Genomic DNA, 14439 nt, shown 5'->3' on the forward strand with positions numbered 1-14439 from the left:
GGCGGCTTGCGCGAAGCCGGCCGCGCTTGCGGCGAGGCGGGCCGCGGCGGAGCCGGCCGCATCGCGCAGCCGCTGCGCCGGCGAGCCGTCCTGCGCGGCGCCAGGCTGCTCAAGCCCGTTCGGCGCTTGCGGACTCGCGCCTTGCAGGGCAGCCGCCGCTCCGGCCGGGCCGGCAAAGCCCGGCGTCGGATCGAACGCGACCCAGCCCGCGCCGCCCAAATATACCTCTACCCAGGCATGCGCGTCGGCGGCGGTGACCTCGTAAACCCGGCTTCCCGCTTCAGCCTCGCTTTGATCCTTGGCCGGACTTCCGGCGGTGTAGCCTTTGACCCAGCGTGCCGGGATGCCTTGCGAGCGGAGCATGACCGCCATCGCCGTCGAGAAATGCACGCAGTAGCCCGTCTTCTGCACGAACAGGAACTGGTCGGCCAGATCCTGGCCTTCCTTCGGAATGGAAGTGTCCGTCAGCGAGTAGACGTAATGCTGCTTCAAATACTGGCTGACGGCCGCCGCCTGGTCGTACCGGTTCGGGCCAGCCGCGCGGACGATGGACGAGGCCAGATCCTTCACCCGTTTCGGCAGGTTGGAGGGAAGCTGCAGATTCGCCTGGATCTGCTCCTGCAGCCACCCCGCATCGTCGCCCTCTGCCGCATCCTTGACCTCCGACTGCGCGCGGAGAACCGAAGCGGATGTCTCCGGCTTGACCGAGCGCGCCTCGTACTGCAGCTCTCCCGAGCCTCCTTGCGGCAAATAGATCGCTTCGGTAATTTTGTCCTTCAGGTAAGCGGTGGCCCCCTTTCCGGCGCCTTCCCCTTGCGCCGCCATCAGCTCGGCGTTCCTGCCCGATACCGGAAGCGGCTGTCCTTCGGCATGCCTTGCGAGCCGCACCGTCTGGGTGATCTCATCGCTCCCGCCTGACTCCGAGCCCTCAACCGAACCGATCGGAACCGATTGGAGCTGCCCGTAATCCTCCCTCCAGCCGCGGCCTTCATAGACGGACTTGGACTCTCCTCTCCAATAGAGTGAAGCGGGAGAAAGCGCCGTGAAGACAGGCGTCCTGGCCAGCGCGAGAGGCGCCCCCAAGACGGAATCGTCCTGGCTGTAGCCGGAAAAGGCCCCTTGCAGCGTGCCGCTTCCCACGACAAGCCGGGATGCGTTCCCTGCGCCCGCAGCCGCTGAGGAGGCGCCTTCCCGGATGCTGTGCTGGACCTCGAGCGCCCAAGACGCCGGGCCGTACAGGCGCGGCTTGCCGCTGGACAGAAGGAGGGCGGCGCCGAGCACGAGCAGGGCGGCGCCCGCCGCCGCAGCCCACCCGCCCAGCCGGACAGGATGCCCTCCGGACGGGAAGCCCCAAGCCCCGGCCGGAACCGGCGGAGGCGCTTCCCCTGCCCTCCGCCGCAGCCGATGTCCGGTCAGCAGCGCGGAGAGCAGCAGGCCCTCCGCCGCCGCCCGGGCCATGCCCGGCAGCAAGTCGAGGCCCATCCATTGATAGAGCAGGCCGAGATACAAGCCCGTCAGCACGGTCAGGCCCAGTCCCCATTGGCGGATCCAGACCAGTGTCTGGAGCGCGGACAGCAGCGCCGCGAGTCCGGCAAGCAGCAGGAGCGCCTGCGTCGGAGCGGACAGGCCGGAGATGCCCTGGGCGCCCACGCTGCGGATATCATCCGCAATTATGCCAGGCAAGCCGCCGATCCAATCCAGCAAGAGCCGCATGCCTCCGGCCATCCAGCCCGCCCCGCCGATGAGCACCGCCGCCCTCAGCAGCGAAGCGGCCCAGCCCGGCAGCAAAATAGCGCCTGCAGCCAAAAAAGCCCCTCCGATAAGCAGCAGGCGCGCCAGCGGAAAGGAACTGTTCCAGCCCGGCAGCTGAGCGAGCGGGAGCAGCCACTCCGCCAGCAGTCCAAGCAGCAGCAGGCTGGTGGCAAGACGCAGCGGCAGGCTCAGCGAATGTCCCGACAGATCGCTTCCCGAAGCGGCAGCAGCAATCTTTCCGCTGCCTCCTGCAGGACGGCCGGAATGTGAGCGCGCGCTCGTGCTCTTCAGTGGCTTATTCGCCGGAGCGGCTGTTCCTGCCGCCGGCAAGCCGGTTCCCGTTGGCGCCAGAAAGCCTCCTGCTGCCGGTTGTCCCGGCTGGCTTCCGGACGGAATGCCGCTTCCTGCCCCATGTGCGGCCAGCAAAGGCAAACCCGCATGACCGGCCTTGCCGGTCAGCGGGGCGGCAGGCGTTGCCGCCTTCAAAGTCAGCCCGGGGAGCGTTCCGCCCCTTGCGCTTTTTCCCTGCCTATCATCAGCTTGCGGAGGATATCCGGCTCCATGAGCTCTCGATCCTATCCTCTCGCCGGCTCCTTGCTGCATTCCGGTTCCTTGCCGCTTTCCCGCTCCTTGCTTTATTCCAGCTCCATGCTGCTTGCCGGCGCCTTTACCTCCCGTCATGGCGGCCGCCCTCCTTTCCCTGATGAAGAGCCGGCTTGGCGGCCGGCGAAGATAGAGAGATCCAGGAGACGCGGTATCCTCTGGCTTGCGCCCAGCGCATCCGCTCCCGCATGGCGGCGGAAGGCACCGTCTGCAGCATCGGCACCCTGAATTCAAAGCGGCAGCCGGCCGCTTGGGCCGCCTCCGCCGCATGGCTCCATGCTTCTCCGTCCTGCCAGTCCGGCGTCACCATGACCAGGCTGCACCCGTGGGGCAGCAGCCTGTCCGAGCGCAGCCGGTCAAGCTGCTCCGCCAGCGTGCCCATCGATGCCGGGCTGAGCCTCGCGAGCAGACGCGCCGCCGCCTCGACGGCTCCTTTGCCTTGGCCGCCGGCGCGGACAAGCACCGTGCCTGCCCCCGCTTGCAGCCGGACGGAGCGTCCGCTTCGCCGCTCTTCCAGCATCGCAGCCAGCGCGAGTCCCGCGCTGCGGTCGAGCAGCGCGTCGCCGACGCCGGCTCCCGAGCCCAGAAGCACGACGGCTACGGCGCCGGGGCCGGCCTCGTCCGTCTTGGTCCGGAGCTCGCGTCCCTTGGCAGCCGCCCGCCAATCGATATGCCGGACGGAGTCTCCCTCCCGGTAAGGCCTCGTGCCTGGGCCGGCGCCGCCGGAACGCCGCTCCCGCCGCCCTTCGCCAGGCTCCTTGCCGCCGATTCCGCCTTGCGGCCTATCCGCTGCAGCCGGAGGAATGCTCTTCCGGTCTCCCTCAGGCTGGGGAAGGACGGTGAACTCACCGCCGCATTCCAGCTTCCGCCGGGAAGCGGCCAGTCCGAACGGCTCGACGGCTGTCACCGTCACGGCCCGGAACCGGTAGCAGCCCCGTCCCAGGTTCGCCGCCTCATACTTCAGCGTCCACTCCTTTTTCAGCCAGGGAAGAGACCAGCCAGCCACCGTCAAAGGCTGCTTGAGGCCCGCCGATTCATTGACCAGCTCCTCCCGTACCTGCAGCATCAGCAGCGGCAGCACCCGGCGCCCCCGAATCACAAGGGTCACCTCCAGCGAGCCGTCCTGTCTTCCCGGCGCCAGCCGCCGCTCAGCCTGAAGCCCGCTGCCCGCCATCCATAATCCCGGCAAGGCGGCAAGCGCCAGCACGCCCCCAAGCACGGAAGCAGCGAGCCATTCCGCCGCTCCGCCGCGGACAGCTGCTGCGGCCATAGCTGCAGCAGCCAGCATGGCAAGAACGGCAAGCGCCAAACGGCGCGGCTTGATGGACGCAGGCAAGCTTGAAGCAGCCCGGACTGCCATGCTTCCCGCTCCGGGCGCCGCCATGCCGCCTTGCGCCGCAATTCCCGGCGCAGCCGCATAGCCGGCTCCGTTCAATGTCGGGCTTCCGGCGTCATGCATCATTCCGCTCCCCATTCCACCTGCCAGCGGAAGTCCCGCCGCATGCCGTCCCGGCCCTCCCGCTCCGCTGCCGGACGCGCTCACGGCTTTGCCCCCCGGGAACCGGGAACCGGCACGGAGCCCAGAATACGGAACAGCGCGCCTGCCGCGGCTGCCGGATCCGGCTGGCCGTATCCGTCCCGGGCGCACAGCCTGTGGGCCAGCACCGCTGCGGCGACCGCCTTCAGATCATCCGGCAGCACGTAATCCCGGCCTGCCGCGTAAGCCATCGCCTGGCCTGCCCGCAGCCAATCCCGCGACGCCCTCGGGCTCGCGCCGAGCGTCAGCTCCGGGGCCATGCGCGTCGCCTGGACGACGCATACGATATAAGCGAGCAGCTCCGGACTGCAATGCACCGTCCGGCTCTCCTCCACCATGGCTTGCCACTGCCGCGCGGAGACGACCGGCCGCAGCAGCTCCGGCTGCCGCTGCTCGCCTGCCGCCATCATTTCCAGCATCCTCACCTCGTCCCGGCTGTCCGGGTAGCCGATCGACAGCCTCATCATGAAGCGGTCCATCTGCGCCTCCGGCAACGGATGCGTTCCTTCGTCGTCAAGCGGATTCTGGGTAGCGATCAGCAGCCAAGGCTCCGGCAGCCGCCGGGTAGTCCCGTCCACGGTGACGGATCTCTCCTCCATCGCCTCCAGCAGCGCAGACTGCGTTCGAGGCGATGTGCGGTTGATCTCGTCGGCCAGGACGATATTGGCCATGATCGGACCTTCGCGATAGATGAATTCGCCGGCTCTGCCGTCCCATACCGAGCTTCCCGTCACATCCGCCGGCAGCAGGTCCGAAGTGAACTGGATGCGCTGGAAGCGGCCTCCCGTCAGCCGCGCGAGCGCGCGGGCCAGCAGCGTCTTGCCGACTCCCGGCACATCCTCCAGCAAAATATGGCCGCCCGCCAGCATCGCCGCGGCAGCCAGTCCGATGGTCTCCCTCTTGCCGAGCAGCACGCTCTCGGCGCGAGCCTCCAGGCGCGCAATGAGCGCCTGCTTCGGCTCCGGCCACTCCTCCGCCCCGTTCGGACGATGACCGGGCGTCTCCTGCTTCTGCGGTTCCCTGTTCAGCATTTCGATTCCTCCTGCTTTTCCGGATTCTATGAATCTTCCATGCTACCAGTCTCTCCACCGCAAGGAAGAAATAGACCCCGAAGCCTAGGATCGTGGATGATAACGGATCTTTCCCTCTTTCTGCCTGCCAGCTTCAGCTTGCATAACCGGGCTGAACGACGCCGAGCTCACTCTATGGGTTGATAAGTTTGATAAGTTGATGGAGCAATATTTTCAGTCGCTTCGGGAAGCGGAATCGTCTTGGAGCGGCTATGGCTTGAATCCGCCCCAACAGCATCGACGCCCTGCCTCAGCTCCAAAGCCGGAACGGAATGAAAAAAAGGCCGGGACCGCCGCCGGTCTTGGCCTTTTTATCGAAACAATACGAGAATCTGATTGTCGCCCGTCCGCCTCATGACCCGGTACCCCGTCTCCGAGCTCGTCGCAATGCCCTGATCGTTCGGCAGGCAGTAGCCGTTGACCATGCGGGAGCCGTCGTACCCCACCAGCAGCCTGCCGAGCAGGCCGACGGTTCCGCTCTCAGCCTTCTGAGGACATAGCTCCGGGAAGGATCCCCGGCGGGATTGAAGACCGGGTCCGTCAGAATATAGGCGGGACGGATGACGGCGCCGTCCGCGTCCCTCTGCTCGGGAACGGTCACTTCCTGGACCTGCACCCTTCCCATTCATCCTTCACATACTTTCCCCCCACCGGAGCTCCGCTGCATTTCCGACCATCGTCGGAACCGCGCTGGAGATGCCGGTGATGTCGTCGCCGGCGGCCGCCGTCCGGATCCGGTCCCCGTCCAGAGCGATGAAATAACCCGGCTCGATGGAGCTGCCATCGATCGTCTCGTACATTTCGGCATAATCGGCCCCGCCGGAGAAATAGCTGCCGGCGATGTACTTGTTCCGGTAGAGCCCTGCAAGCACGGCGGCCAGCCCAGGCGCGCCCGCAGAGGTTCCATCCGCCACATGCCAGGAATACGTGTATAGCGTCGTCCCATACCGGCCCATGATATGAGATCCGTTGAGGATGGCGGTCGTCTGCAGCCCTTCCGCGTGGGGGAAGTCGCCGCTCTCGACCGTCAGCACCCCCCGTAATTTTTGGACGCCTCGGTCATATAGCCTTCCGAGTGGGAGTTCCCGCCTATCGACGCCGTGGTGTTGCCCTCCGCATGGGAGGCGAAGCCTTCGGCAGCCACACCGCCTTTTCTTTTGACCTCTGCTATTGGCTTCTGCTATTGGCTTCTGCTATTGGCTTCTGCTGCTGGCCTCTACGATTTGCCTTTGCTATTAGCCTCTACGATTTGCCTCTGCTATTGGCCTCTGCTGCTGGCCTCTACGATTTGCCTCTGCTTTTAGCCTCTATTGGCCTTGCAGTTGGCCTCTGCAACGGCTTCTGCGGCTGCTCTTAAGAGGCCATCTTGCCGGAATCCAGAAGCGCCTCGACCGTCCACACCTCGACAAGCCCGGCCGAGCTGCTCATCTGCACGGCACGCTGGCCAATCAGCTCCAGCAGATCGGTCAACGGCGCCCGCAGCCTGCCGGCCGGCTGCTGGAACACAAGCTCTTGCGGCAGGCTGCCGCTTGCTCCGTTGCCGGCGATGATGGCGGCGGTGCCTGACGCGGCGTCCCATTGCACCGAGCCTCCGAGCGCTTCAACGACGCGGCGGACCGGTACGGACAGCTTGTTTCCATGCAGCGAATAGTCGCCGTAAGCAAGCTTTAGATCTCCAAGCGGGGTATGAAGGAGAAGATCCGCATCGAGAGTGCCGTACGCCTTTCCATTTCCCGTTTTTCCGCTGCCCGCTGGATTTGCGGGAGGGCTGTGCGGCTGCGCCTGGCCGACAGGAGCCATCGCCGGCACGGAGATTTTGTCCCCGTCGTCTGCGGCCAGCCAGGGCTGGCTCGCCCTCAGCTTGCCGCTCTCCGCCGCGAAGGCGGCCGCTTCGCCCGGAAGCGGCGCGGGCCGCTGCCACTTGATCTGCTTCGCCAGCGGGAACAACGGAACGTCGGCGGAAGGGGTGACGGCAGCGAAGCTGTAGCCCTTGTTTTTGTAGTAAGCGATAATGGCAGGAAGAGCCTTGACCGACTCGGCATGGCCGGTGCCGTCATGAAGCAGGATCGTCATCTCATGCTTCAGCGGCGCCGAAGTCGCGCCGGCGATGATTTCCTTGGCCGGCACTCCGACACGCTTGGAGTCGCCGCTGTCTACATTCCAGTCCACCATCCTGTAGCCCGCGTTTTTCATCGCTTCGAAATAACCCGAGTCAAAGTTGCTGTATGTGCCCCCTGGAGCCCGCACCAGATCCGTCGCCACTCCCGCTTCCAGCAGCGCTTTCTCCGTCCGTACCGTCTGTTCGGCATAAACGGCGAAGCTGCCGTAGATCTCGGAGTAGACATGATCGTAGGAATGGTTGCCGATGGAATGTCCGGCCGCCTTGACCTCGCGCACCAGATCCGGACGCTCCTCGACATGGCGGCCGACCATGAAGAAGGTCGCCTTGATTCCATTTTTCTTCAATATATCCAGCACTTGAGGCGTGTAAATGCTCGGTCCGTCGTCGAAGGTCAGGTAGACGGTCGGCTTGGCGGGACGCTCCGCAGCTGCGCTCTTGCCCGTGCCTGCAGCAGGAGCGGGGGCGCTGGTCCCGGCCGTTCCGGCAGCCTCTGCCGCCGCTCCCTGCACGTCCGCTTCAGGCGCCGTGCCGGAGGAATCAACCTGGCCTGCCTGAGCTGCGTCTGCCGTCCCCCCGTCCTGTCCGGCGCCGGAAGCCTGCTTCAATGCTGCGATCAGTTGCTTCTCCGTCATGCCGGACAAGGCGATGCTGTTCCATCCTACGGCCGCTCCCCCTTGATTTCCGGACCCGGCTTGTCCCGCGGCGGCAGACGCGGCTCCGAGCGGAGACGCGTGGCTCTTTGATCGGGCGGCGTCTGTCTGCGCGGCAGGCTGTTCGGAAGCTGCAGCCATCGCTGCAGGCGGTTCCGCTGTCAGCGCCCTGTCTGGAGCGAGAGAAGTCCAATCGTTGCCGAACCCCGTCAATCCTGTCAGCAGCGCCGCAGCGGCTGCCATCATACGAAGCGTACTTTTCCCCATGAATGGATGCACCCTTTCTATGAAAAACGAATCCTCTTTGCTAGATTCTATGAGAGAGGGTCCGGCTCTATGACAAGCTTGTCTCATCCATTCTCCGCCCGGCTGCCGTTACTTCTTCAAGCCCGGCTTCGGCCTTCTCTGCGACCAGAACGACCCCAAAGCCTCCGGATCGTCCGTGAGGATGCCGTCCGCCCCCGCCGCCGCGGCCTTGAGCGCCTGCCGCTTGCTGTCCACCGTCCAGATGAACGTATGCAGGCCGCTGTCGTGGATCATCTTCACCATGAGCGGTTTGGCCAGCTGCTTGCGGATATTGGCGTAATCGGCCCATTCCGCCATGGCATGCAGCGCCGCAGGAGTCAGCTCCTTGTCATCCGCGATCAGCACGCCAAGCGGGATCGACGGCAGCAGGCCGTGGAACTGCTTGAGCGCGGGAATGTGGAACGACTGGATCATGACGGGCTCTTTCTTCCAAGGCGGGCCGTTCACCGCGTCCTGCAGGCGGATTTCTCCGTTGATGCCGCAGCGTCTCATCGCTTCCGCTACCGCCTGCACGAGGCCCGGCTGCCGCTCGGCATCCTTCAGCTCGATGAGCAGGCCGATGCGGTTGTAATAGCGCAGCAGCACGTCTTCGAGCAGCGGAATCCGCTGTCCGGCGAAGCGAGGAGAGAACCAGGCTCCGGCGTCCAGCCGATTCAGCTCGTCCGCCGTGCGGAGCGAGGCCATTCCCTTGCCGCCGGTCGTCCGCTCAAGGTTATCGTCGTGCAGCACGAACGGGATCCCGTCTGCGGACAGCTGAACATCCAGCTCGATAAAATCGGCCCCCTGGCGGACGGCTAGATCAAAAGCCGCCATCGTGTTCTCCGGCGCATAAGCCGAAGCTCCCCTGTGCGCGAGAATGAGCGGGCGGGCCGGCGCTTGGGCTGAAGCTGTCCGGACCGGCACCTTCGCTTGGAGGGCGTCTGCGCGCCCAGGCAGCGCCTGCAGAAGAAGCAGCGCCGCGCAGAGGCCGATCCCCATTTTTGCCGCGGCCGGTCCGATTCTCTTCCATCCGCTCCTCATGCCTTATCCCCCCTGGAGTTCCCTTTATATCTACTATGTCCCAAATAGGTGTCATTTACCACTGCAATACAAAGGCCGCTTTTGCGGCAGACTGGGTCTGCCCGCAAAAGCGGCCGTATAAGTCTTCAAGAACAGAAGCTCCGATTGTTCAATCCCTTCAGCCGGGAACCGGGGCAAGGCTTGCAAGCACGTCGGCTGCGTGGCCCTTCACCTTGACGCCCCGCCATTCCTTGACGAGACGGCCTTCCTCGTCGATGAGGAAGGTCGACCGCACAACGCCCATATATTCCCGGCCGTACAGCTTCTTGAGCTGCCAGACGCCATAGGCTTCGCAGGCGGCATGCTCCGGATCCGACAGCAGCGGGAACGTGAGCCCGTGCTTGTCCCGGAACCGATGATGGGACTTGACCGGATCCGGGCTGATGCCGAGGATGGCCGCCCCCTGGCCGTCAAAATCCGGCCAAGCATCACGGAAATCGCAAGCCTCCTGCGTGCAGCTCGAAGTCAGATCCTTGGGATAGAAATACAGAATGACCTTTCGGCCGCGATATTGGCTCAGGGTTACGGTCTCCTGCTCCGCTCCTGCAGCGGGCAGCGTGAAATCAGGCGCCGGCTGTCCCGGCGCTAGCGTGGCTGACATGATGTTTCCTCCTCGGCGGACTCTCGGCCCTTGGCGTGCGGCATCCGCTCTACCTGCGGCAAGCCTGCCGCCTCATGCAGGCAGGCGGCTCTGAAGGCTATGAGCCTGCGCCCCGGTACCTCTTGACCCCGTGGTTCCATACGGCCATGCCGATCGTCATGAAGACGATGCCGACAACCGGCGTCAGCAGCGCGAGCTGCGACAATCCGTCCCCGTGGTCTCCGAGGAAATACGAAGCCGGGATGACGCCCACGAAGGCGAAAGGAATGAGCCAGGTGAGCAGGAAGCGGATGACTTTATTGTAGATATTGACAGGATAGCGTCCGTAGTTCTGGATATTGAACATCAGCGGCAGAATGCCGGTCGGCGCATCCGAGTAGAACGAGATGGCCGTCAAGGCCGTATAGATGCCTCCATACACGAGCACCGCCCCGAGCACCAGCACGATCATGACCGGAATATCCCACCATTCCAGCGGCAAGCCCAGCTTCAGCCAGCAGGAGATCATGATCGCGATGCCCGCCAGAGAACCGATGAGCGAAGGCGGATCCATATTCTCCAGAGTCACCTGGAACCAGTTGTGGGCTGGACGGGTCAGCACCCGGTCCATCTCGCCTTTGGTAATGTAGCGGTCGCTGAAATTCCACAGATTGAAGAAGGTGCCGAAGATTCCGAACGGGACCATGAAAAAGCCATAGACGAAAATGACTTCCGCCTCGCTCCAGCCGCCGAGCGTCGGCGTATGCTGGAAGACGACCAGGATGAAGATGAGGTTGGCCGCCTGGAAGCTGAGATCCGAAAGCACCTCGATCCAGAAGTCGGCCCGGTAGGTCAGCTTCGTTTTGGCGTAATTCTTGAAGTAGTCCATCAGCAGCGACAGATAGAAACGCAGTTTCATCGCTCAGCCCCCCTGTACGAACAGCCGGGTTCGCGCGGAACGCCATACGAGCGCGATCGGCAGCAGCAAAATGAGGAACCAGAGCAGCTGCAAGCCCAGGACGCCGCCGATCTCGCTGGCGGGAGTCCTTCCCGTGAACACCGAGCTCGGCAGATAGGTGATCGCCTGGAACGGCAGCCATTTCATGGCCCCCTCCAGCCAGCCGGGAAAGAAGCTGATCGGGACGATGACCCCCGAGAACAGATCGACCGCCACCCTCTTCAGCCGCATCATGCCTTCGCTGCTTTCGACGAAGAACGCCGCCAGGCCGGTCAGGATGTTGATCTGCGAGTTGATCAGGAAGCTGAAGAACAGCATGACCAGATACACCGCCCAGATGCCGGGATCGGACGGAAGTTTCACCGGGAACAGCAGGCAGGCCAGAGCCATGCCGGGAATCATGAACAGCAGGAAGCGGAAGATGCCTTCCCCGAAGCCCTGCATCATCTTGACGACCAGATAGTTGTAAGGCCGGATCATCTGGATCGCCACGCTCCCGTCGCGGATTTCGTTGCCGATCTCCCGGTCCAGATTATTGAAATAGAAGGCTCGGGCCATCCAGGACACGGCGACATAAGTGGTCATTTGGCTGACCGTGAATCCGCCAAGCGTTTCCTGCTCCCCGTAGATAGCCCCCCACAGAAAGTAATAGGCCCCGATGTTAATCGCATAAATAATGATGCCGCTGTAATAGTTAACGCGGTAAGCAAGCATCATCAGGAAGCGGATCCGGATCAGGTCCAGATAGGCGCTAGCCACGTTTCACCGGCCCCTTCCCTTCCGCCCCTGCGAGGACAGGCGTTCCGGCTTCCGTCTCGGACAAGGCGTCCCCGCCGTCCCGGTCTTCCGGATCAAGGGCGTCACGCCCCGCCGGCTGCAGCGGTCCGGCTGCGGAAGCGGATGCCTCCGCTAGCTGCATGGACGGCGATTCCCCGCCCAAAGCTGCCGCTTCCCCGCTGTCCGTCGAAGCCGTCGCGAGCGGCGAGCCTGCCTCGCCGCCTGCATCGGAACCATCCAGGGTTTCTACGGCAAGCTCCGCCGCCCTCGCCTTGCCCGGAGACTGGGCATCGCCGGACTGGTAGATTTCGCGCACGATCTCGTCGGTGTTCGTCTCGATAATCTTCATGTCGCGGATTTCCAGGCCGGCGTCGCCGACGACGCGGGCGAGCGCTTCCGACACGTTCACCTCATGCGGCAGCCACATCGCGGCCGTCACATCGTTGTCCAGCCTCCACTCCACGCCTTCCAGCCCGGAGGTCAGCGCCCGCAGACGCTCCGCCTGCACCCTCCCTGCGAATTGGAACACGATCTCGCGTCCGCGGCTCCAGCGGCTCTTCAGCTCTTCCAGGCCGCCGTCATAAATAATACGCCCGTCATCCAGCATAATGACTCTGGAGCAGAGCGCTTCGATATCCTGAAGATCATGGGTCGTGAGCAGAATGGTCGTGCCATGCTCGCGGTTCATCGTCTTCAGGAAATCCCGGATCTCCGTCTTGACGACGATATCGAGCCCGATCGTAGGCTCGTCCAGGAACAGGATGGACGGATTATGCAGCAGGCTGGCGACGATCTCGCAGCGCATCCGCTGGCCGAGGCTCAGCTTGCGCACGGGACGGTTCAGCAGCTCGCCCAGCTGCAGCCGCTCCACCAGTTCATCCAGCCGCTTGCGGTAGTCCGCTTCCGGCACCCGGTACACCTTGCGCAGCAGCTGGAACGACTCGACGACGCCGATATCCCACCACAGCTGGGACCTTTGGCCGAACACGACGCCGATCCCTCCGACAAACTTCTCCCTATCCTTATGCGGCACATAGCCGTTGACCCTCAAATGGCCTGATGTCGGCACGAGGATGCCGGTAAGCATCTTGATCGTGGTCGATTTCCCAGCCCCGTTCTCTCCGATATATCCACAGATTTCCCCTTGGGGAATCTCGAAGGAGATGTCCTTCACAGCGGCTACCTCACGGTATTCGCGCTTGAATAGATCCTTGAGGGCCCCGGACAGCCCCTCGCGGTTTTTCTGCACGCGGAATTCCTTGCGCAGATCCCGCACCTCTATAGCCGGCTTCTTGCTCATGCGTAGCTCCTCTCGTAATTCCACTCGACATTTCCCGGGAAATTGGGAGTGAATTCCTCTCCCGCGGTTAAAACTTGCGTCCAACCGACCCCGGATTTATAATTTTATGATATGTTACGACAGCCAGGGGAAGCAAGCCGGACAGCATGCCCCAGGATCGGCCAGCAGAGCCCATAACCCGGCGACCGGCTGCATTGGCGCCTTCCAGTACGTCGGACAGGCTCCAATTGCAGCCCGGGGGTTCAATATCCCGACTTTTCTGCCGATTTGTTCCGTTAGAATCCATTTCAGCCTCAACATGCGAAGGGAGTTACACCGCCGAATGGAAAGCAGAAAAAGTCGGCAACAGGGCTCATCCAAGCCGAAGCCGCCAAAACGAAAGCGACGGACCTGGTTATGGGCGCTCTTCAGCGTCCTGCTTATTATGGCCGCTGCCCTAGCCTATTATATTGTCGACAATGTCAGAGCGCTTGACGAGCTCCAGAAGCCGCCGGACAAGTCCAAGTTCACCCAGTTCGAGAACAATGCCTCGCTGGAGCAGCCTCCCGAGTGGGAAGGCAAGGAGCGCGTGAACATCCTGTTCATGGGAGGAGACGGACGCGAGAACAAGAGCGCGAACGAACCGGCCCGCTCCGATTCCATGATGGTGCTGTCGATCGATCCCGTCACGAAGAAAGCCCATCTATTCTCCCTGCTCCGCGACACGTACGTCAGCATTCCCGGCCACGGCAAAGGCCGCGCCAACGAAGCGATCGTGCAGGGCGGCTACAAGCTGTCGATGCAGATGATCAGCGAGCTGACGGGACTGGAGATCCAGTATTATATTTACACCGAATTCGAAGGCTTCAAATCGCTTGTCGACGCCATCGGCGGCATCGACATCGATGTCGAGAAGAGGATGAAATACACCGATAACGCCGACGGCAACCGCTACGACATCGACCTGCAGAAGGGCTACCAGCATCTGAACGGCGACCAGGCGCTCCAATACGTCCGGTTCCGCCACGATGCGACGAGCGACTTCACCCGCACCGAGCGCCAGCGCAAGTTCCTCAGCGCGGTCGCCGTCAAGATGCAGGATCTCGGCAACATCACCAAGCTGAGCTCGATCATCCGCAGCGTCAGCCCGTATGTCGAAACGAACATGTCGTCCGACGACATGTTCAAGCTCGGCCAGCTCGGCTTCGGCCTCCGCAACGCAGGTACCGCCCAGCTGCCGCCCAGCGATCTGCTGGCCGACGAGAAGATCGGCGGCGCATCCGTGCTCACCGTCCGCAACGAAGCCAAGCTTCGCGACTATGTGCAGGAGGTCCTGACGGAGGATGAATCCCAGCCGGATCCTGCCGCGAATTCCGGCGCGGACAATGCTTCGAATGCCGGGACAGGCAGTCCTTAGCCGGGAAGCTTGCGCTCGCGGCTTAAAGCCAGCCAGGATCGCCCTTTGCCTGCAAGGCTGGGCGGCGGCAAATCTCCGCCCGACCGTCTGAACTGAAGCCTTGACCCATTAGGGCAGGACCATCCCCCCCGAGGATGCGTCTTGCCCTCCTTTTCTGACGGCTGCGCGGCAGGCAGCTCCCCTGCTCGAACCACTCGCTTCCTGCCATCCATTGCTTGCAGCCCGCTCTCTCCGCCACTCTTTCGCTGCAGCAGGCCGCTGTTTCCGACTTTCTAGGGCCGAAGCTGAACGCTGTTTCCGCACGTCTATCGCTGCAGCTGGCCGATTAT

The 14439-nt window shown here is 63.4% G+C and carries 11 protein-coding genes and 1 pseudogene; 1 reads left to right on the forward strand and 11 read right to left on the reverse strand.

The genetic code is table 11. The features are described from left to right. The 11 genes and pseudogenes from ACLBWT_RS09075 to ACLBWT_RS09125 all read right to left on the reverse strand — a co-directional run. On the reverse strand, positions 1–2433 hold a 2433-nt coding region (locus tag ACLBWT_RS09075; RefSeq protein WP_447662754.1), incomplete at its 3' end, for a transglutaminase-like domain-containing protein. Beyond that, positions 2420–3898 (reverse strand): DUF58 domain-containing protein, encoded by a 1479-nt coding sequence (locus ACLBWT_RS09080; protein WP_447662755.1) that lies wholly within the window; start codon positions 3896–3898, stop codon positions 2420–2422. The genes ACLBWT_RS09075 and ACLBWT_RS09080, both read right to left, overlap by 14 nt. Beyond that, positions 3895–4923 carry an AAA family ATPase gene (locus ACLBWT_RS09085; protein ID WP_447662756.1) on the reverse strand — a complete coding sequence of 343 codons (1029 nt, stop codon included), beginning with the start codon at positions 4921–4923 and terminating at the stop codon, positions 3895–3897. The genes ACLBWT_RS09080 and ACLBWT_RS09085 overlap by 4 nt, the downstream gene beginning before the upstream one ends. Before the next feature lie 350 nt (positions 4924–5273). Then, positions 5274–5591 (reverse strand): hypothetical protein, encoded by a 318-nt coding sequence (locus ACLBWT_RS09090; RefSeq protein WP_447662757.1) that lies wholly within the window; start codon positions 5589–5591, stop codon positions 5274–5276. A gap of 3 nt (positions 5592–5594) precedes the next feature. Continuing rightward, a complete protein-coding gene (locus ACLBWT_RS09095) occupies positions 5595–5996 on the reverse strand; it encodes a peptidase G2 autoproteolytic cleavage domain-containing protein (RefSeq protein WP_447662758.1) in 402 nt (133 codons plus the stop codon). Positions 5997–6315: 319 nt separating this feature from the next. Continuing rightward, positions 6316–8001 (reverse strand): polysaccharide deacetylase family protein, encoded by a 1686-nt coding sequence (locus ACLBWT_RS09100; RefSeq protein WP_447662759.1) that lies wholly within the window; start codon positions 7999–8001, stop codon positions 6316–6318. A 108-nt stretch (positions 8002–8109) separates the two neighbouring features. Then, positions 8110–9060 carry a glycerophosphodiester phosphodiesterase gene (locus ACLBWT_RS09105; RefSeq protein ID WP_447662760.1) on the reverse strand — a complete coding sequence of 317 codons (951 nt, stop codon included), beginning with the start codon at positions 9058–9060 and terminating at the stop codon, positions 8110–8112. Positions 9061–9217: 157 nt separating this feature from the next. Then, positions 9218–9700, reverse strand: a complete 483-nt coding sequence (bcp, locus tag ACLBWT_RS09110; RefSeq protein WP_447662761.1) for a thioredoxin-dependent thiol peroxidase — start codon at positions 9698–9700, stop codon at positions 9218–9220. A 97-nt stretch (positions 9701–9797) separates the two neighbouring features. Continuing rightward, positions 9798–10598 carry an ABC transporter permease gene (locus tag ACLBWT_RS09115; RefSeq protein ID WP_447662762.1) on the reverse strand — a complete coding sequence of 267 codons (801 nt, stop codon included), beginning with the start codon at positions 10596–10598 and terminating at the stop codon, positions 9798–9800. A 3-nt stretch (positions 10599–10601) separates the two neighbouring features. Beyond that, positions 10602–11396 (reverse strand): ABC transporter permease, encoded by a 795-nt coding sequence (locus ACLBWT_RS09120; protein ID WP_447662763.1) that lies wholly within the window; start codon positions 11394–11396, stop codon positions 10602–10604. 280 nt (positions 11397–11676) lie between these two features. Further along, positions 11677–12714: pseudogene (locus ACLBWT_RS09125) on the reverse strand (ABC transporter ATP-binding protein); the annotation flags it as partial. Positions 12715–13036: 322 nt separating this feature from the next. On the opposite strand from ACLBWT_RS09125, the gene ACLBWT_RS09130 reads away from it, so the two are divergent. Further along, positions 13037–14110 carry an LCP family protein gene (locus tag ACLBWT_RS09130; RefSeq protein ID WP_447662764.1) on the forward strand — a complete coding sequence of 358 codons (1074 nt, stop codon included), beginning with the start codon at positions 13037–13039 and terminating at the stop codon, positions 14108–14110. Positions 14111–14439: the final 329 nt, after the last annotated feature.

It is taken from the genome of Paenibacillus sp. D51F, from assembly GCF_053345695.1.

Coding starts and splice junctions, on each gene's coding strand:
- ACLBWT_RS09100 (WP_447662759.1), bottom strand. CDS start 8,001: ATGGGGAAAAGTACGCTTCGTATGATGGCAGCCGCTGCGGCGCTGCTG.
- ACLBWT_RS09130 (WP_447662764.1), top strand. CDS start 13,037: ATGGAAAGCAGAAAAAGTCGGCAACAGGGCTCATCCAAGCCGAAGCCG.
- ACLBWT_RS09115 (WP_447662762.1), bottom strand. CDS start 10,598: ATGAAACTGCGTTTCTATCTGTCGCTGCTGATGGACTACTTCAAGAAT.
- ACLBWT_RS09090 (WP_447662757.1), bottom strand. CDS start 5,591: ATGAATGGGAAGGGTGCAGGTCCAGGAAGTGACCGTTCCCGAGCAGAG.
- bcp (WP_447662761.1), bottom strand. CDS start 9,700: ATGTCAGCCACGCTAGCGCCGGGACAGCCGGCGCCTGATTTCACGCTG.
- ACLBWT_RS09085 (WP_447662756.1), bottom strand. CDS start 4,923: ATGCTGAACAGGGAACCGCAGAAGCAGGAGACGCCCGGTCATCGTCCG.
- ACLBWT_RS09105 (WP_447662760.1), bottom strand. CDS start 9,060: ATGAGGAGCGGATGGAAGAGAATCGGACCGGCCGCGGCAAAAATGGGG.